The sequence below is a fragment of the Streptomyces sp. NPDC002643 genome (genome assembly GCF_053592555.1).
In genome coordinates this window covers 292648-311990 of record NZ_JBSFVY010000007.1, presented here as the reverse complement: position 1 = coordinate 311990, position 19343 = coordinate 292648, and the positions used below count along the sequence as shown (strand labels likewise).

Here is a 19343-nt window from a genome sequence, read left to right as displayed (position 1 = left end):
ATGACTGCGTTCGTGCTGGTGGCGGAGTGTTTCACCGATGCGCGGATCTGGAGCGAGGTGGCCGCCGGACTGAGGGAGGCGGGGGCCGAGGTACATACGGTGGAGCTGACGGGGTTGAGGGCGGGGGAAGGGCATCCGCCTGTGGCGGGTGCCGGTACGGATCTGGAGACGCACATCGGGGATGTGCTGGGGGCGTTGGACGGTGTGGTCTCGTCGGAGGTGGTGATCGTCGGGCATGGCTACGGCATCCATCCGGTGCTCGGCGCCGTCGACCGCCGCCCGCGGCACATCGGTCGGATCGTGTATCTGGACGCGGGTATGCCGCAGGACGGGGACGCGGCGCTCAAGTCGGTGCCGGATCAGGAGACGCATCGGCTGGTGGGCGAGCGGGGCGGGGACGGCGACTGGTCGCTGGCCGCGCCCGACTCCCCCGGCGCGTGGCGGCGTTGGGGCAGCACGGACGGGCTGACCGGCGAGGACCTGGACCGGCTCTCCTCACTGGCCGCACCACAGCCCGTACGCACGCTCACCCAGCCGCTACGGCTCTCCGGTGCCGTCGCCGGCCTGCCGACCACCGGGGTCCTGTGCACCGGGAACGGGCTGAACCTCGCCCTGGTCGAGGACATGGTCGCCACCGGGCTGCCCCAGTTCCAGGTGCTGGCCCGCCCCGAGGTGACCTTCTTCGAACTCGCCACCGGGCACTGGCCGATGCTGTCCCGCCCTCAGGAGCTGACGGCGGTGCTGCTGGCCGCCGCGCAGGGCGAGGGACGGCGGATCACCGCGGCCGCCGAGGTGCCGACGTATCGACGGCCGTTCGTGCTGGACGTGTCGGAGGTTCCGGAGGTGCCGCGCGAGCGGGTGGGGCGGGTGGACCTCTACGTCCCGGAGGGCTCGGCGGGGCGGCCCCGGCCCGCCGTGTTGTTCGTGCACGGAGGGCCGCTGCCCGTGGAGTACCGCCCCACTCCCCGGGACTGGCCGGTGCTCGTCGGATACGCGCGATTCGCCGTGGGTCTCGGGGTGGTCGGGGCCGTGGTGGACCATCGGCTGCACGGGCTCGACGGCTATGGGCTCGCCTCGGAGGATGTGGGCGAGGCGGTCGCGCTGCTGCGCGCCGACCCCCGGGTCGACCCGGAGCGCATCGCCGTCTGGTATTTCTCCGGCGGTGGGCTGCTGATGGCCGACCCCCTCGCCGATCCCCCGCCGTGGCTGCGGTGCGTCGCCGCGACGTACCCCGTGCTGGCACCGCTGCCCGCCTGGGGTGCCGTCGATCCCCGGTTCCGGCCGGCCGAGGCGGTGGCGGGTGCGGGGCGGCTGCCGGTGGTGTTGACGCGGGTGGGACTGGAGAACGCCGAGATCGCGGCCACCGTCGAGGAGTTCCTGACCGCCGCGAAGGAGTGCGGGGCCGAGGTGGAGGTGATCGACGTACCGGACGGGCGGCACGGCTTCGACGGGATCGATCACGGCGAGCAGTCGCGGGAGGCGGTGCGACGGGCGATGGAGGCGGTCGTGGCCCGGCTGTCCGGCTGAGCGGTCGTGGCCCGGCTGTCCGACCAGGCGGTGGTGGCCCGGCTGTCCGACCAAGCGGTCCCTGTCCGACCGGGACCAGGGCCTCCTGCGGGGTCGCCGTGCCCCCGGGCCCTATCGCGTACCCCTGTCGGGTCTACGCTATGGCCGCCACGGCCAAGCGTGATCTTCAGGAGTGCACCATGAGCAGCCGTACGGGAGACCCCCGCAGACAGCCTCGCGGGGGACGGCGGGGCCGACCGGCGCGTATGCCGGTGCATCGGACGCGGACGACCATACGCGGTGCGGGAGTCGCGCAGGCTCCCGTGGTCGTCGTCGAACCGGCGCAGCCGCCCGTCGTGGTGGGCCGGGGACCGGGCGCCGTCCCGCCCGGTTTTCTGCCCGGGCCCGCCCGGCACATCGCGGTGTGGAGCGCGCTCACGCTGCTCGTCACCGGGGTGGTGTCGGTGGCGGTGTGGCTGTGCATCACCTTCCAGACCGCCGTCACCCCGGTGTTGCTGGCCTTGCTGGGGACAGCCTTGCTCGGGCCGTTCCATCGGCGGCTGGTGGCGATGAAATTCAACAAGTCCCTTGCCGCCGGGCTGACTTGTGCCGCCGTGGTCGTCGTGATGGGCGGGGCCGGGTACATCGTCGTGGCGGCGCTCATCGACACCGGTGACCAGATCATCGACTCCCTGCGGGACGCGGCGAAGTCGCTGAGCGACGAGTTCGGGCTCGCGGGCACCTCGGTCGACGACCTCGCCAAGAACGCCAAGGATCTGCTGTCCAAGTTCGGCGGTACGGCGGCCTCCAGTGTGCTCAGCGGGGTCAGCGCCGTCACCTCGTTCGTGGCGACGGCGATCCTCGCGCTGCTGCTGATGTTCTTCTTCCTGCGCGACTCCGACAAGGCGGTCGCGTCCCTCCACTCGCTGGCGCCGCGCGGCAGCGGTGACGCCCTGGAGGTGATGGCCCGGCGTGCCTTCCAGGCGATCGAGGGGTTCATGCGGGGCACCACGATCATCGCGTTCATCGACGGTGTCTTCATCGCCGTCGGTCTGCTGATCCTCCAGGTGCCGGGGGCGATCGGCCTGGGCGCGCTGGTGTTCGTCGGCGCGTACATCCCGTATCTCGGCGCGTTCCTGTCGGGCGCGGTCGCCATTCTGGTGGCCTTCGCGGACCGGGGGCTGGTGACCGCGCTGTGGGCGGTCGGCGTCGTGTTCCTGGTGCAGATCATCGAGGGGAACGTGCTGCAGCCGATGATCCACAGCCGGACCGTGCAGATGCATCCGGCCGCGATCCTGCTGGCGCTCACCGCGGGCGCCTCCATCGCCGGCATCCTCGGCATGCTGCTGTCGGTGCCGCTGACGGCGGCGGCGTTCGGTGTGCTGTCGGAACTGCGGTCCCGGTACGGGGACGGGGGGCCCGCCGGTCGAGCGGCACCCCTCACGGAGGGCGAGCCGGCCCGGACGGCAGGATGATCATCGGCGCCCGCACCACCCATGAGGGCGCCGCTCACCGCCGCAGCAGGGCCGATCACCCCGTCACCGGGGGCGATCGCCGCCGTACCGGGAAGGAAGCCGCCCCATGTCCGCCAAGCCGTTCTCCCTCACCCTGGCCAATCTGTTACTGCGTCCCACGGCCGGGTCCCGGCGCGACCCGGATCGGGTCTTCGACCGGATTCTCGCCAAGGCCGGGCAGGCGGACGGGGACGAGGAGTTCGTCGACGGGTTCCGGTTCCTGCTGCGGCAGTGGGCGGCCGACGACGATCTGACGCCGGTCGGCTGGCAGTCCGCGCAGGGGCATGTCCTCAGACATCTCACCAACCGGGCCCGTATACGGCGGCTGATCGCCGAGAACCCGGCCATCGAGCAGGAGCCCATCGAGAAGCCGGTGTTCGTGGTGGGGCTGCCGCGGACCGCCACCACCCTCACCCACGGGGTGCTCTCCCTCTCGGACGAGCACCGCTGCCCGATCCTGTGGGAGCTGCTCGCCCCCGACATCGACACCTCGCCCGAGCGGGAGCGGAAGGCCATCACGGCCGCGCGGTGGTGGGTGAACGGCATCAACTGGTTCGCCCCGCAGTTCCGGCACATCCACCCCATGACCGCCGAGAGCCCCGAGGAGTGCACGTTCGTCCTGCCGCACGCGCTGGTGCCGATGTCGCAGGCGCGGCTGCCGGAGTATCAGGCCTGGCACTTCGAGCGGGACTTCGTCCCCGACTACCGGTATCTCAAGCAGGTCTTCCAGGTGCTGCAGTACGGTCGGCCGCGTCGGCGGTGGATGCTGAAGTCGCCCATGCACACCGGGAATCTGGACGCCCTGCGGGCCGTCTTTCCCGACGCCACGATCGTGTGGACCCATCGTGATCCGGTCACCGCGTTGGCTTCGTTCTGCAGTCTGGTCGAGCAGGGGCGGATCGGGGCGCTCAATACGGTGGATCTGGAGGGGATCGGGGGGCAGTGGCTGGAGATTCTGAGTCTCTCGGTGGAGCGGGCGCTCGCTGCGCGGGGGGCCATTCCTCGTGAGGCCCTGGTGGATGTGCCTTATGCGTGGCTCGGGACCGACGCGGTTGCTGGTGCGCCGAAGTTGTACGACGCGATCGGGGCTCGGTGGACCGAACGTGACGCGGCGCGGCTGTCCGGGGTCAGCGATCGGCCCAAGGGGAGTCGGCCGCACCGGTACGACCTGGCCCGCTACGGGCTGACGCGGGCCGAGGTCGAGGCGCGGTTCGTGGGGTACAACGCGTTGCGGGCCGAGGTCGATGGGAGCTGAGGTCGGCCGGGGCTGAGCGGGGGTTGGGGGCGCTTGCCGGCGCTTACAGGGTGCCGCCTGCGCCCACCCGTGCCGCCCCTAGCGGCACGCCTGCCCGCAGCTACGACGGCTGCTGGATGGGCGCCGCCCCAGCGGCACGATTGCCCGCAGCTATGACGGCTGCGACTGCCCGCAGCTACGACGACTGCTGGGTGGGCAGGCGCCCGGCGGCACGCCTGCCCGCAGCTGTAGCTGCTATCCGAGGACCCTGGCCGCCTCTATTCGGTCGATGTTCGGGGCCCAGGCCGTGGCGTTGGACAGCTTCAGGTTGTTGGGGCCCTTCTTCAGGTCGACCGGGACGGCGAGCGTCCAGTAGTCGTCCCAGCTCCAGGTGTTCTTGAAGGTGATCTTCTTCGGGGCGGCGTCGCCGATCGTGAGGTCGGCCGTGCGGGACATGATGTCCGTGTTGTAGGCGTGGCCGTTGTCGCGGCGGTCGTTGTGGGCGTAGTGGAGGACCAGGATGTGGCGGCCGGTGGTGGGGGCGGTCACGGTGAACTCGGCTGTGCTGCCGGGGCTGTTGCCGAGCGAGCCGATGTAGGTGCCGGAGGAGGCGTAGGGGGAGTCGACCAGTTTGGCGCCGCCGGTGAGGGTGGCGGCGGTCGCCTCGTAGGAGAGGACCCCGGCCGTCGAGCCGTCGCCGGTGACGTCGAGGGAGCGTACGGCGGAGTGGCGGGCGGTGGCTTCGACGCGGTTGTTGCCGGCCACCAGGTACAGCTTCAGCGGGCGGCCGGGGACCGCCGCGATCGTCTGGCCGTGGAGGGCGAGGGTCACCGGGGCGGAGGCGCGGGGGACCACACGGTAATAGCCGTCGCGTGGGGCGTACACGTCGAAGATCGCCTTGTCTCCGGGGCGGAGGACCAGGGAGCCCGTGCCGACACCGGTCGACGAGGTGTAGTCGTACGACGGTTTGCCGCTGATGTCGGCGAGTGTGGCCTCATAGGAGGCGGACGGCTCGGCGGTGCGGGCGGTGAGGTCGATACGGTCGAGGGTGACCTCGGCGGCGCCCTTGGCGAGGGTCAGCACATGGGTGCCGGCCGCCAGTTCCACGCGGATGTCCTTCTTCGCGCGGTAGGTCCAGTTCTCGGTGGAGGGGTAGGTGACCGTGGTCGGGTCGGCGTCGTCGAGGGAGAGCTGCTGGGTTGCCGGGGTGCCGGACTGGTTGCCGTAGAGGATCGCCAGGTCGTAGGTGCCGTCCTCGGGAACCGAGACCGTGAAGGCGACCTTGCTGGTGTGCTGGTTGAGGGAGCCCACGTCCTTGGTGCCGGAGGCGGCGTAGCCGTTGGCGTTGTCGACGGTGCCCTGGGTGTAGACCTTGCCGTCGGTGATGGCGGCGTCCTCGGCCTCGTAGGAGGCGGTCCAGGGGACGGTGGGGACGGTCGGGGTGCCGTGGCCGGCGGGGGTGAGGACGACGCGGTAGGCGGACATCTTGTGCAGGCCGCGCAGGGGGACAGTCACCGTGCCGTCGTCGGCGATCCTCACCTTCGTCCGGGTGAGGACGCGGGGTGTGGCGTGCTGGCCCTCGTAGCCGGACCAGGCGGCCTCGGCGACGGTCGCGGTGACCGTGCGCCCGAAGAGGGAGCGGGAGACGTTCTCGACCACGACGTCCGTGTCACCGGCGGAGCCGCCCAGCAGGATCTGGGCCTGGCGGCGGGTGCGGTCCAGGGAGGCGAGGCCCTGGAGGGTGTCGATGGTGTTGGCCTGCGGCGGGGTGACCTTGACGGTGTCGCCGGTCAGGCCCGCGTACCAGCGGAAGAACCACCAGCCGCCGTTGGGGATGTTGGAGCGGACGACATGGCCGCTGAGGTTGCCGGCCGCGTCCCAGTACGCCGCGTTGGCGTACACCTTGTTCCTCTCGAACATCGAGACCCACTGCACGAGTTGGCCGGGGACGGAGAGGTCGCGGCGGTTGGCGTACTCGTCGATGTTGATGGGGAGCGGGGCGATGCCCAACGCGCGTTCTATCGAGCGGTAGTTGTCGTAGTGGGCCTGGAAGTCGCGCAGGGAGCCGGAGCCCAGTTCGTGCCAGGTCATGATCTGCGGGAGGACGTTCTCGCGCTGGGCGAAGGCGAGGAAGTCGGTGAGCAGACGGGTGTGGTAGGCGGCCTCGTTCGGGCCGGCGATCCTCGCGTCGGGGTCGATGGCGCGGATGCGCTGGTAGACCGTCTTCCAGTCGCGGAAGAAACGGTCGCGGTTGGCCTCGTACTCGGTCTGGTCGGCGACGCCGAGTTTGTACCAGATCTGGTCGGGCTCGTTGAACGGGATGTAGACGAAGCGCTCGCTGTTGGGGTCGGCGGCGATGTCGCGGGCGATCTTGTCGACCTTGGGGAGGTAGTCGTCGATGCCGAGGTCCTCGTACGGCCACTTGGCGTAGATGTCCTGCATCATCACGTTGATGTCGCCGCCGCCGTTGCGGAAGAACGACTTGGATACGGTGAGCGCGTCGCCGTTGGGGTGCTGGGCGCCGCCCTCCGGCTTCTGCGAGATGCTCGTGACCTTCAGCGGGGCGAGTGCGGCGTCGCTGGGTACGCCGTCGTCGCTGAGCCCGTACAGCGCGCCGTTGGAGCCGTGCATCACCGGGCCCTCGGAGGCGGAGAGGTCGACGGTGAGGCGCTGGGGCCCGGCGGCGGCCGCGGCTGCCGATTCCGCGGTCGCCTGGGTGGCGGAGAGGGTGCTGCCTGCCATTGCGGTGACTCCAAGTAGTGCTGTGACCAGGGTGGTTCTCGTACGGGTTCTCATCAGGGATCTCGTACGGGTGCTCGTACGGGTTTTCGTACCGGTGTGGGGGCTCACGCTGTTGGACCTCCAGTCATTTGACGGCTCCACTGGTGATTCCGGACACGATCTTTCGCTGGCCGGCGAGGAAGACGGCGACCATCGGCAGACTCATCACCACGACGTACGCGAAGACGAGATGCCAGTTGTTGAGGTAGAGCTGGGCGCTCGCGACCTTGTAGAGGTTGAGCGGGAGGGTGGCCTTGTCGCCGCCGCCGAGGACGAAGAAGGCGTAGAAGATGTCGCTCCAGGCGTAGAGCATCACCATGATCGTCGCGGTGGCGATGACCGGACGGAGGAGCGGGAGGACGATCCGGGAGAAGATCCGCAGCGGGGTCGCCCCGTCGATGCGGGCCGCTTCCTCCAACTCCATGGGAATGGCCCTGATGAAGCCCGTCATGAAGAAGATCGACGTGGACAGGTACATCCCGGTGTAGACGGCGATCATTCCGGGGCGGGTGCCCGCGAGGCCCAGTTGCCGTAGCTCCATCACGATGGTGATGACGGCGGGCGGCAGCAGCAGTCCGCTGATGCAGAGCGCGTACGCCGTCGACACCAGCTTCGACTTCCGGCGTGCGAAGACCCAGGCGGCGCCCGCGCCGAGGAGGAGCACGAGGGCGACGGAAGGAACCACGACGAGCAGGGAGTTGAGGAGGCCGCGCAGCATCTCGCCCTGGCTGACGGCGTCCTGGTAGTTGGCGCCGGGCTGCCAGTGCCGGGGCAGGTCCAGGTTCGGTTTGATGGCCTCGGCCTGGGGTTTGGCGGAGGTGACGAGGACCAGCCAGAGGGGGACGCCCACGGCCAGTCCGGCGAGGAGGAGGACGAGGGCGGGGCGGCCGTAGCGCCACAGGCGCGGGCCGGTACCCGACGGCCGTGCACCCGAGGGCTTTGCGCTCGCCCCGACCGGTCGCGCGAGAGTCGTGCTCACAGCAGTTGCTCCCTTCGCCGCAGCCCCACCACCAGCGGGATCGCGACCGCGACCACCACCAGGAAGAGGACGAGGCTCATCGCGGACGCCTGGGCGTACAGGCCCTGACCGAAGACGCGGAACATATAGATGTTGAAGACCTCGGTGGAGGCGGCCGGACCGCCGCCGGTGGTGGCCTGCACGATGTCGAAGGTGTTCATGGAGCCGATGAGCGCCGTGGTGACGTTGAACGTGACGGCCGGGGCGAGCATCGGCCGGCGCACCGACCAGAACATCCGCCAGGGCCCGGCCCCGTCCATCCGCGCGGCCTCCAGCATGTCGCCGGGGATGCCCTTGAGCCCCGCCAGATAGATCAGCATCGACAGGCCCATCCACTTCCAGCCGTGGATGAGGGTGACGATCACGAGGGTCCAGGTCGTGGAGCCCAGCCAGGGGATGTCGGTGCCGAGCACGGAGTTGACGGCGCCGTCCTGGTCGAGGAGGGCCTGGAAGACGTAACCCGTGGCGAGCGCCGAGATCAGGACCGGGAGGAAGAAGACGGCCCGGAAGAACCGGTTGAAGCGGGTGTCGTCCTCCAGCAGCAGGGCCAGCACCAGCCCGAACGCGTTCTGGAAGACGGCCGCGAGCAGGGCGTAGAGCAGGGTCGTGCGAATCGCGCGTAGCAGCGATCCGTCGTCGGCGATGGTCCTGAAGTTGTCGAGGCCGGTGAACGCGATGTCCGGGTGGTACGAGGACCAATTGGTGAACGGGTAGTAGAAGTTGAGCAGGTTGGGCACGAGGAAGAAGCCCGCGAAGACGACGATCGCGGGGAGCGCGAACCACCAAGGGTGGTGCACGGCGGCACGCGACACCCGCCCGACTCGTCTGGGTCCGGTGCCCAGAGGCACCGCGCTTTGCTTGCGTGTACGTATCGCCGTGTCCGCCATCGAAAGCCCCGCCTCTCCCCCGGCTCAGAAACCGGGCGCGCCCTGGGCCTTGGCCACCTGCGCGAACTGGTCCTGGATGGCCTGGGCGACCTGCTCGGGGCTCTTCTTGTCGTAGAGCATGTCGGCGAGGTACAGGTGGGTGTCCGGGGCGACGATCGCCTTGGCCTGGAAGACGCCGATGGCCGTGGGCAGGGCCGCGACCTGGTCCTTCGCGGTCTGCGGGAGTCCGTCCGGGGTGGGCACGGAGGGCTGGACGGACGGGATCTTCATGGTCTTGATGTAGTCGGGGTAGTCCGGGCCGAGCCAGAAGGCGAGGAACTGCCGGGACGCGTTCTGCCGCTTGTCGTCGCCCGTCCTGAACGCGACCACGCCGTTGGTCTGGTCGGGCGAGTACATGCCGGTGGCGGCGGAGTTGGCGATCGGGAACCAGCCGATCTTCTCGTCGATCTCCTCGGTGGAGTACTTGGCCTGCAACTGGCTCTGGAAGGAGGTGACATTGAGGGCCATGCCGACCTCGCCCTTCCACAGCGCGTCGGCCTGCCCGGTGAAGGTGCCGGTCCGGTAGTTCTTCTGGGCCAGCCCGGCGTCGAGCAGCTTCTCCTTGTACTTCTTGATCGCGCCGACGACGACCGGGTCGGTCCACTTCTCCTCGCCCGCGTTCAGATCGGCCCACCACTGCTTGTCCAGATCGGTGAGCTGCACCTGCATCTGCCACTGCAAGGGCCACTTGTCGCCGCCGGCCTCGTAGAAGGCGGCGGCGTCGGTGTCGTCGACGACCTTGTGGCCGAGGGCGAGGAGTTCGTCGTACGACTTCGGGAAGTCCGCCTCGGTGATCCCGGCCGCCTCGAAGACGTCCTTGTTGTAGTAGACGCCGAGCATGGAGGGGCTGGTGACGATCGCCGCGTAGCGCTTGCCGTCGATGATGCCGAGGGACTTCTCGGTGTCGCCGAGCTTGGACTCCCAGGGCTCGCCGTCGAGGGTGAGGAGGTTCTGCGCCGGCTGGATGAAGGGGAGCGTGGAGATCGACGGCTGCCAGAACATCAGATCGGGGCGCTCGCCGGAGGCCAGCTTGGTGGGCACGTTCTGCTCGTACAGATCCGGGACCGCCTGGGTCTCCACCTGGGCGCCGGTCGCCTTCTCGAACGCCTCGATGACCTGCTTGGGCGCGCCGACCGTGTTCTGCGCGGTCCACATGGTCAGCTTCACCCCGTCGAGCCGGGCGGTGGGGTCGACGGCCTCGTTCTTGGTGTCCGACGTCCCCGAGTCGGAGGCGGTCGGGTCACTGCACGCGGTGGCGGCGAGGCCGATGGCGCAGATGAGAGCCAGGGCGGGGAGGGTTCTGCTGGTGGGGCGAGTCCTTCTGCGCATGCGCGTGCCTTTCGTGAACGGGTGGTTCAGGTTCAGGGCAGTGCAGGATCAGGAATCGAACGGGTGGGCAGGAGGGCGTGGTGGTGGGCGAGGGGGTTGCCGGGTGGGGGCGGCTCGGGGCGGCGAAGGGCGTCGGTCTCAGCCGTGGTCCGGGGGCGGTCCCACGCTCTCGCGTACGACCAGCCGCGGTACGGACACCGGGTGCGGGGCGATCTGCGCGGACTCCTCCAACGCCCGGTGCAGCAGGGCGAAGGCGGACCGTCCGAGGCCGGTGAAGTCCAGGCGTACGGTCGTCAGGGACGGGGTGAGGTAGGCGGAGTGCGGGGCGTCGTCGAAGCCGGCCACGCTGACCTCTCCCGGCACTGAACGCCCGCTCTCGTGCAGGGCGCGCAGCACACCGAGCGCCAGATCGTCGTTGCCGCACAGGATCGCGGTGACGGACGGGTCCCTCGCCAGCTTCCGTCCCGCCGCATGGCCGCCCGCCGGGCCCCAACTCCCCTGTACCGGGCGGGGTTCGGGCGCCCCGGCCTCCTTCAGGGCCTGCCGCCAGCCGGTGGTGCGGGCGCCGGTGCGGCGGGTGCTGGAGGGGATGGCGACATAGTGCACGGTCCTGTGGCCGAGGGAGAGCAGATGCCGGGTGGCCCGGTAGGCGGCCTCGCGATCGTCGGTCCAGACCCAGGGGCGGTCGCCGTCGGGCGGGCCGGCCGGGGTCTCGACGACGCCGACGACGGGCAGTTCGGCGGGGACGGCCGCGAGGGCCGCGACTCCGGCCGGGTCGTAGGCGATCACGACGAGCCCGCCGCCCGCGTCCGCCGCCCTGCGCACCTCGGTGGCGACCGCGGCCTCCTCGGCCGACTCCAGCACCCCGATCCCGACCGCGTACGACGCCGCCCGCGCCGCCTCCTCCACGCCCTGGAGGATCGAGGCGTAGCCGTAGTGCGTGGTGTTGGCGGTCAGTACCGTCACCACCCGGTTGCGCCCGCTGGCCAGCGCCAGCGCCGTGGCGTTGCGGCGGAAGCCCAGCTCGTCGATGGCGGCCAGCACCCGCTCCCGGGTGGACTGCTTGACGCTGGGGTGGTCGTTGATCACGCGGGAGACGGTCTGGTACGAGACCCCCGCGGCTGTCGCCACGTCCCGGATGCTCGCCGGACGCCGTGTGTGACCGGTCACAGTCATGCCAGGATTGTGACCGGTCACACTTGGTGCGTCAAGAGACCGTGATGCGGGAGTCACGCGAGAGGCCGCTGACCTCGGCGGCCCTGCCGGGCATCGCGGCGGGCGTCACCGCGCGAAGGGTGGCCTGAACGCGGAGGGTGAGTGTCCCGGCACTGGTGGGGACGGACGGCCCGGGCCGGCGCCGCATGGGGGAACGGCGCCGGCCCGGGCGCGAGGTCAGCTGCTGCTGACGGTCAGGTTGTTGGTGACGAAGTCCAGGCCGCCGGAGGACGAGGTGACCTCGAAGCCGAACTGGACGTCACCGATGGTCTCGCTGCTGGACATCCAGCCCTTGGTGTTGGCTATCCAGTTGAGGATCGGCTTGATGTCCACGCTGCCGGAGCTGGAGTCCGAGGTGCGCAGGAACGAGAACACCTCGTTGGCGCCGTTGTTGCCCTTGTAGACGGTCCAGGTGTGGCCGCCGAGGGTCACATTGCCCTGCGAGGTGCCGAGCGGCCCGACGGCGCCGTTGTAGTTGACCCAGAGCATGATCTCGTAGTCGTAGTCCGTGTCCCAGATGTCGTACGAGGTGTTGTACGCGCCCGAGGACGGGACGGTGACGTTGTAGCTGCTGGTGAGCGAACCGAGCGAGCCGATCGTCTTGTTGACCACCTTCTTGGAGTTGGGGTACGACTTGATGCCGCCGGTGTTGGGGTGGTTGGCCCAGACACCCCAGTTGGTACCGGAGTTGGCCCAGATGCACTGGCTGCCGGCGCCGGAGCCCCAGATGTTGTTGTAGAGGGTGTAGCCGTTCAGGCTGGTGTTGCCCCACTGGTCGCAGGAGTTCCAGACGGCGGCCGAGGCGGGGGCGGCGGCGAGTCCGACGGTGGCGCCGAGCGCGAGCGCGGGGGCCAGCAGCGCCTTGCCGATCCTGCCCAGTGCGCGGGTGCGGGTGCTTGTTGCCATGGGGTTCCTTCCATGGGTGGGGGGAGGTGCGGGGATTACCACGCCCCCAGGGTGAGGACGTGGTCTTCTCCGGCGACGAGATCGAGCGGCCGTGCGCCGGAGGAAGTCCGGAGTTCGATACGGAGGGTGCGGGAAGGCTTCAGGGCCGCCGTGACGCCCTCGGGCGCCCAGGTCAGATCGAGTTCCGCGCCGAAGCGGGTGCGTACGCCCCTGAGGGCTCCCCTGGGGTACGCGTCCGGCAGCGCGGGCAGCAGCACCAGCCTGTCGGGGGCAGACTGCACGAGCGTCTCGATCAGCACGGCGGGCAGGGTGTGCGCGGCGTCCGCGTTGTAGACGTCGAGGTGGGGGTAGTGCGAGGTCATCAGGGAGGCGTGGAAGAAGCCGCCCTCCAGGACCTGGCTCAACGCGTGCGCCACCCGGTCGGCGTCCCTGAGCCGCGCCGCGATCAGGGCGTGGTGGAGATGCCCGTGCGCCGAGTCGTTCTCGGCGCCCCTGAGTTCCAGGGCGCGATGGGCCGCCGCGGCCAGGTCGGGGGTGTCGTAGGGGGTGATCTCGTCCAGCGGCCATACGCCGTAGAGGTGGCTGAGGTGGCGGTGGTCGTAGGTGTCCTTGAGGCCGGGCCAGGCCCATTCGGCGAGGGCGCCGTCCTCGTTCACCCGGTGCGGCGGCAACCGGTCGGCCAGGGCACGCCAGCGGTCGGCGTCGGCGGAGCCGGGGTGGTACTCGGCGGCCGTGAGCAGCGCGTGCCGGGCCGCCGACAGATCCATGGCCGCGTTGACCGTGCCCCAGCTCGCGTTCGCCGGACGGTTCTCCGGCGAGTAGGAGGGCACGACGACGAGGTTGCCCTCGGCATCGGTCCGGCCGAGGAAGTCCTCGTAGAACCGGGCCACTTCGGCGAGCGCGGCGGCGGTGCGCGGATCACGTTCGCCACGTGTCTCGTCATGGTCCACCAACGGCTTCAGCAGCCAGTCGGCGCCCGCCGTCCACAGGTGCAGGGGGTACTCACGGCTGAAGTGGTAGATGAGCCCGGACTCACCGTCGGTGTGCGCGGGCGCCACGACCCCTCGGGCGCCGAAGATCGTACGGGCGTTCTCCCGCCAGTGGTCCAACTGGCCGTGGACGAGAGCGGCATGGGCCTCGGCCACCTCGGGAAGCGCGCCCGCCGCGGCCGACGCGGTCTGGAGATTGAGGTTGGCGTCGGTGGTGAACGCCCCCGACCAGGCCGTGTTCCAGTCACCGGTCCACAGTCCGGTGAGACGGGGCGGCAACATGCCGGAGGCGGAGAGGAGGTGGTAGCGACCGGCGGCGAAGAGACGTTCGAGGAGGGCGGGGCTGGTGGGGTGTTGGAGGAGGTGGGAGCCGGGGAAGGAACGTTCGTTTTGGGGGGGCTCGCCGCTCGGCGCGTCCCGGAACGAACCTTCGTTTTGGGGCGGGTCGCTTGGGTCGTCCGCGAACGAACATTCGTTTTGCAACGCGCGCGAGAACGAAGCATCGTTTTGCGAACTCTCCGCGAACGAACCTTCGTTTTCGCCACCCTCGCCCCCGCCCAGCTCCAACGACACTCGCTCGTATGCCGCCCGATGCGGACCCACGTGCCGGTCGAGCAACCAGCGGTACGGCTCCTCCTCCGGCGCGAGCGCCCGCAGGGCCCGCGCTTCGGCGCGGGTGTCCAGTTCGCCGGTGTGCCGCCGGACCCGCGTGAGCAGCAGCAGCGAGTCGGCGCCCTCGATCCGTAGGCCCGGCAGCGAGGTCCGTGTGCGGCCGCCCGTGACCACCGCCAGCGTGACGCCGGTGTACGCCCTGTCGCTTCCGGGGTAGCGGGCGCGCAGGGTGAGGACGGCGCCCTCGGCGGTGAGAACGGTGCTGTGACCGACCGCCAAGTCTCTTGGGGCACCCGGCAGTTGATGGTCCAGGGCCAGCTCGGTCGTCAGGTTCGGCCCGGTGACGTACTGGACGATGACGTCGTCGGCGCGCGAGACGAAGACCTCGCTCCGCCACCCCTCGCACTCGGCGCTCACCACCCCGGTGGTGAAGTCGACCTCGCGACGGTAGCCCTCGACGGGGACCCGGCCCGGGTCAGGGGGCCCACCGGCGCCGGCGCGGCGGCGCAGTCGTAGCTGGAAGGCGGGGTGGAAGGGCTGGACCCACTGGAGTTCCCGGCCGTCGGTGAAGGACTCGGCGGCCGTGACGTCCCCGGCCAGCAACCGGTCCTGGAGTCGGGCCAGTTCGGCGGCGAGGGCGGGCGGACGGGCGTGTTCGGCGCCATTGGGGCGTACCAGGGTGTGGTGATTGACGATGATCCGCTCGTCGTACGGATCGCCGAACACCATGGCGCCGTGTCGGCCGTTCCCGGTCAGGAAGGCGTCCTCCCAGCGGGCGGCGGGGGCCGGCTCCCAGGTGCCGTGCACCGGGCCGCTCATGAGAGGGCCTCCAGCACGGCCACCCCGTACCGCCCCAGTTCCACGCCGTCGGCGACCTCCGTGCCGGTCAGCAGATCGTGGTGGCGGCCCGGCACCGGGACGGTGACGCCGTCGCGGCCGTGGTTGAGGAGGAACAGGAGTCCGCCCCGGCGTACGGCCTCCACCCCGGCCGGGAGGTCGGCGAGGGTCGGTCGTACGTCCGCCTCGGCGGCGATGTCGGCGAGGAGCGCGCGCAGGGCGTCCGGCTCGGGGAGGGTGGAGACGTAACGGGCGCGGCCCTTGCGCAGGACTGCCGGGAGTCCGTCCAGCTCGCCGCCCTTGTACGGGATGACCGCGTCGACGTCGTCCGTCGCCTCGATCTCCTCGGACCACAGGGTGCCGTGGAAGCCCTCGACGTCGACGGTCTCGCCCGCGTCGAGCGGCCACCACTCGTGCAGCGTGCGGATGCCGAACAGGGCGCGCAGGCGCGCGTCCATACCCCCGGCGCGCACCCGGTCGTCCTCGTCGGCGACACCCGTCTGGAAGCCGGCGACGAGGGTGCCGCCGGCCTCGACATAGGAGACGAGGTTGTCGATGGCGGTGTCCGTCATCAGATAGAGCTGCGGTACGACGACCAGCTTGTACGCCGACAGGTCGTGTTCGGGGTGGGCGAAGTCGGCGAGGGTGTTCGCCTCCCACAGGGCGCGGTGCCAGGCGCGGACGATCTGCGGGTGGTCGACCTCGGAGGAGAGCCGTCCGTCCTGGCGGCTCGCCCACCAGGCGTTCCAGTCCAGGAGTACGGCGACCTCGGCGGCTTCGACCCGACGGTCCGTCACCTTCGCGCTCAGCAGGGCGAGTTCGGCGCCGATCCGTTTGACCTCCTGGAACGTACGGCCGTGCTCGCCCGCGTGGCTGACCATCCCGGAGTGGAACTTCTCCGAGCCCTGCCGGGACTGCCGCCACTGGAAGTAGCAGATGGCGTCGGCGCCCCGGGCGACGGCCTGGAGGGACCAGAGGCGGTTGAGGCCGGGGGGTTTGGGGTGGTTCACCCCGCGCCAGTTGACCGGTCCTGCGGCCTGTTCCATGACCATCCAGGGGCCGCCGCGCGCCTGGGAGCGGGTCATGTCGTGGACGAGGGCGCCACTCTGGGCCCCGAGCGGGTCGCGCGGGTCGGGGTAGATGTCGACCGAGACGACGTCTTCCTCCTCGGCCCACCGCCAGGCGTCCTGGCCCACCCACACCGGCATGAAGTTGGTGGTCACCGGGAGGTGCGGGGTGTGCCGGCGCACGATGTCGCGCTCGGCGAGGTAGCACTCCAGCAGCATGTCGGAGGTGAAGCGGTGGAAGTCCAGCACCTGGCTGGGGTTCTTCAGATAGTGGGGGTGGCGTGGGGTGTGGATCTCGGCCCAGTCGCCGTAGCCCTGGCTCCAGAAGGCGGTGCCCCAGGCCTCGTTGAGGGCGTCGAGGGTGCCGTAGCGGGCCCGCAGCCAGACCCGGAAGCGGGCGGCGGCCTCGTCGCTCCAGTCGAAGGTGCAGTACTCGTTGTTGATGTGCCACATGGTGAGGGCCGGGTGGGTGCCGTAACGGGCGGCCAGGTCCTCGGTGATGGCGGCGGCGTGGCGGCGGTATGTGGCGCTGGAGTGCGAGAAGTGCTGGCGTCCGCCCCACCACTCGGTGCGCCCGTCCTGGTCGACGGGGAGGGTGTCGGGGTGGAGATGGCCCATCCAGGGGGGTGGTGAGGAGGTGGGGGTGGCGAGGACGACGCCGATGCCGCCCGCGTGCATCAGGTCCATCAGCCGGTCCAGCCAGCCGAAGTCCCGCTCTCCGGGGCGGGGTTCGAGTTTCGCCCAGGAGAAGACGCCGAGGGTCACGGAGTTGACGCCGGCCTCCTTCATGAGGCGTACGTCGTCCTGCCAGACTTCCTCCGGCCACTGTTCGGGGTTGTAGTCGCCGCCGAAGAGGATGCGGCCCCGGGTGGCGTCGGAGAGGGACGGCCGCTCGGCCCCGTGGGGTCGGGGCGCCTCAGCGGGCTCGGGCGCCCCTTCGGGTACGGGCATCTCCTCGGGTACAGGCATCAGACCGGCTCCCCGTACTGGATGCCCCGCCCGTTCGTCGCCAGGTAGACGCGGCCGTGGACGCGCGGGTCGCCGATGATGACCTCGCCGGTCCAGCCCCACTGGTGGGCGTCGTCGTTGATGCGCACCCAGCTCTTCGCGCCGTCGTCGGAGCGGTAGACGGCGGTGATGGTCTCCGTGGAGCCGACCTGGTAGATCGCCGGGTAGTCGGCGCCGTCGGCGGCCTTGCCGAAGCCGAGGGTGTACGAGGCCCAGCAGCTGTCGACCTTCGTGAAGCCCGCCCCGCCGTCGGTTGACCGGTACAGCCCGTTCCACTTGGTGGAGAGCCACAGGTCACCGGTGCGTCCCGGCGCCGCGACCAGCTTGAACTGGCTGTCGCCCTTGGGCAGTCCGGTCGCACGGGCCGTGAACGAACGGCCACTGTCAGTGCTGGCGTATAGCGTTCCTGTGTCGGTGTCGAATGCGTAGAAGAGCGTCGGGTCGGCCGGGTCGGCGACCGGCGTGGCGCCCTTCGGGAAGGAGGAGATCTCGGACCAGGTCGCACCGTTGTCGGTGGAGCGATGCGCCGCGTACTTCGTGCCGTCCCAGTGCACGAAGGACCACAGCAGCGCGCTGCCGTCGGCGTTGGTGGCGATCGGCCCCGGTGCGCTCTTGGCGATGTCGGGCTGGGCGGTGAAGGGCGCCCACGTCCGGCCCCCATCGCCCGAGTAGGCGCCGTTGCCGTTGTCGCCCCAGCCGGTGCGGACCACGTACGACGGCTTCGTCGAGGCCTGCGCGAGTCCCGTCGCCGACCCGAACACGGGGTTCGACGCCATGCCGCGCGACGGAGACGCCGTGAGGCGTTCGTGGTACATCGTGCCGATGTCCCGTGAGCCGCTGAGCAGGTGCGCCTCCCCGGCCGGGGGCGACACCAGCTGCACCACGGACGCCTCTTCCAGGCCCCGGATCTGCGGAGCCCAGTTCCTCAGGTCCCGGGTGCCGTAGATGGTCGCGCCCGTGCCGTACAGGATGTGCTTCGAGTCGTACGGGTCGAGCGCGAGGGCCTGAATCCACCAGCCGAACTTCGGCTGGTCGGCACCCCACTTGAGATAAGGAGTCTCGGATACGTCGAACGCGGCGGAGTCCTTGAGGGACGTCCAGGTACGGCCGCCGTCGGTGGACCGGAAGACGGTGTCCACGTCCGCCCAGCGGTTGTTGGTGGAGGCGATCACCGTGCCCGGCCGGCAGGCGTCGACGGCGACCCCGCCGTAGCCGAAGTCGTCGGCGGAGCCGTCGGCCGTGGTGCCGCCCGGCTTCACGGGGGTCACCTCGGTCCACTCGCCGGTGGTGGTGCGCAGCTTGTGCACACTGCCGTCGGACTGGCCGTTGGGGCCGGGCGCGTTGGCGTACGTCACGTACAGCTCGCGGGTGTGCTTGTCGTACGCGGCGCGGATCGGGACCTTGGCGGAGGTGCCGGTGGGCTGTCCGGGGACGGCCTCCCAGGTGGTGCCGTCGGTCGTGCGGTACAGGTTGGCGGTGGCGGAGGTGCCGTCGCCGTCGCCCCAGCCGGCGTAGAGGGCGCGGCCGACGGCCACCAGGAGGGTGACGCCCTGGCCGGTCGCGCTCGGGGTCGCCGGGAACTCGGTCGCCTTCGCCCAAGTGGCGCCCCGGTCCGTCGACTTCAGCAGGCCGTCGTGTCGGGTGCCCAGCCAGAGCGTGTCGCTGTCGCGCGGGTCGACGAGGAGGCGTTCGCCCATGCCGCGGCCGTCCTCGTTGGCGCCGAGTTTCACGGTGAGGTCGGTACGGGTCCAGGTGGTGCCGCGGTCGTCGGAGCGGAGGATCGCGCCGTTGCCGGCCCAGGACTGGGCGTAGGTGCCGAGGGCGAGGTAGACGCGGTCGGGGTGGGCGGGGTCGAGGGCGATGGCCTCCACGCCGAGGAGGTTCCAGTCGTCCCAGCCGAGGTGGTCGGTCAGCGGGGTCCAGCGGGCGGTGCGGTCGTCCCAGCGGTAGGCGCCGCCGATGTCGGTGCGGGCGTAGGCGCGGCCGCGCGCCGCTGGGTGGAAGAGGATGCCGGTGACGAAGCCGGTGCCGCCGATCACCGCGTTGCGCCAGCGGTAGCCTCCGGCGGTTGTGCCGCTTTCAACCCCGGTGGCGTGGGCCTGGGTCCCCAGTGCGGGGAGAGTGGTGAGAGCCGCGGCGGCTGCGGTGCCTGCGAGTACGGTGCGGCGGGTCGGCTTGGGGGTGAGCATGACATACCTCGTTCGTACGTGCGGGAGGGAGTGTGTGTCGGGCGCCTATGAACTCGGGAATTCGGGGTGCGTTCGCGACTGCGGGTGAGTGGGGGCTGGTCGCGCAGTTCCCCGCGCCCCTAAAAGACATGGCCCTGCGGGCCGAAAAGCACGGGGCGCAGCCCCTGCTTTTCAGGGGCGCGGGGCTGTGTCGATTTGCGGCTCCGCCGCGT

The 19343-nt window shown here is 70.5% G+C and carries 12 protein-coding genes; 3 read left to right on the top strand and 9 right to left on the bottom strand.

Annotated features, from left to right (window positions below; all coding sequences use genetic code 11):
• The 3 genes from ACWD4G_RS13750 (at position 1) to ACWD4G_RS13740 (ending at position 4275) form a co-directional block, all read left to right on the top strand.
• On the top strand, positions 1-1527 hold the full coding sequence (locus ACWD4G_RS13750) for an alpha/beta hydrolase (protein WP_451292872.1): 1527 nt from the start codon (positions 1-3) through the stop codon (positions 1525-1527).
• Between the two features lie 401 nt (positions 1528-1928).
• Entirely contained in the window at positions 1929-2981 is a 1053-nt protein-coding gene (locus tag ACWD4G_RS13745) for an AI-2E family transporter (RefSeq protein WP_451292938.1), read from the top strand.
• Between the two features lie 106 nt (positions 2982-3087).
• Positions 3088-4275, top strand: coding sequence for a sulfotransferase family protein (locus tag ACWD4G_RS13740; protein WP_451292871.1), 1188 nt, complete (start codon positions 3088-3090; stop codon positions 4273-4275).
• A gap of 234 nt (positions 4276-4509) precedes the next feature.
• Here ACWD4G_RS13740 and ACWD4G_RS13735 read toward each other — a convergent pair whose 3' ends face one another.
• From ACWD4G_RS13735 to ACWD4G_RS13695, 9 genes are all read right to left on the bottom strand, one after another.
• Complete coding sequence (locus ACWD4G_RS13735) at positions 4510-6996, bottom strand: CBM35 domain-containing protein (protein WP_451292870.1); 2487 nt, start codon at positions 6994-6996, stop codon at positions 4510-4512.
• A 124-nt stretch (positions 6997-7120) separates the two neighbouring features.
• Entirely contained in the window at positions 7121-7936 is an 816-nt protein-coding gene (locus ACWD4G_RS13730; RefSeq protein ID WP_451292937.1) for a carbohydrate ABC transporter permease, read from the bottom strand.
• A 74-nt stretch (positions 7937-8010) separates the two neighbouring features.
• Complete coding sequence (locus tag ACWD4G_RS13725; RefSeq protein WP_451292869.1) at positions 8011-8940, bottom strand: carbohydrate ABC transporter permease; 930 nt, start codon at positions 8938-8940, stop codon at positions 8011-8013.
• 24 nt (positions 8941-8964) lie between these two features.
• Positions 8965-10308 carry an ABC transporter substrate-binding protein gene (locus ACWD4G_RS13720; protein ID WP_451292868.1) on the bottom strand — a complete coding sequence of 448 codons (1344 nt, stop codon included), beginning with the start codon at positions 10306-10308 and terminating at the stop codon, positions 8965-8967.
• Between the two features lie 138 nt (positions 10309-10446).
• A complete protein-coding gene (locus tag ACWD4G_RS13715; RefSeq protein WP_451292867.1) occupies positions 10447-11484 on the bottom strand; it encodes a LacI family DNA-binding transcriptional regulator in 1038 nt (345 codons plus the stop codon).
• A gap of 216 nt (positions 11485-11700) precedes the next feature.
• The gene (locus ACWD4G_RS13710; RefSeq protein WP_451292866.1) at positions 11701-12429 is read right to left on the bottom strand and encodes a glycoside hydrolase family 12 protein; all 729 of its coding nucleotides are present in this window, start codon (positions 12427-12429) and stop codon (positions 11701-11703) included.
• A 35-nt stretch (positions 12430-12464) separates the two neighbouring features.
• A complete protein-coding gene (locus ACWD4G_RS13705; protein WP_451292865.1) occupies positions 12465-14849 on the bottom strand; it encodes a glycosyl hydrolase family 95 catalytic domain-containing protein in 2385 nt (794 codons plus the stop codon).
• Positions 14846-16885 carry a beta-galactosidase gene (locus tag ACWD4G_RS13700; protein ID WP_451292936.1) on the bottom strand — a complete coding sequence of 680 codons (2040 nt, stop codon included), beginning with the start codon at positions 16883-16885 and terminating at the stop codon, positions 14846-14848. The genes ACWD4G_RS13705 and ACWD4G_RS13700 overlap by 4 nt, the downstream gene beginning before the upstream one ends.
• A 17-nt stretch (positions 16886-16902) precedes the next feature.
• The gene (locus ACWD4G_RS13695) at positions 16903-19131 is read right to left on the bottom strand and encodes a 1,4-beta-glucanase (protein ID WP_451292864.1); all 2229 of its coding nucleotides are present in this window, start codon (positions 19129-19131) and stop codon (positions 16903-16905) included.
• Positions 19132-19343 lie beyond the last annotated feature (212 nt).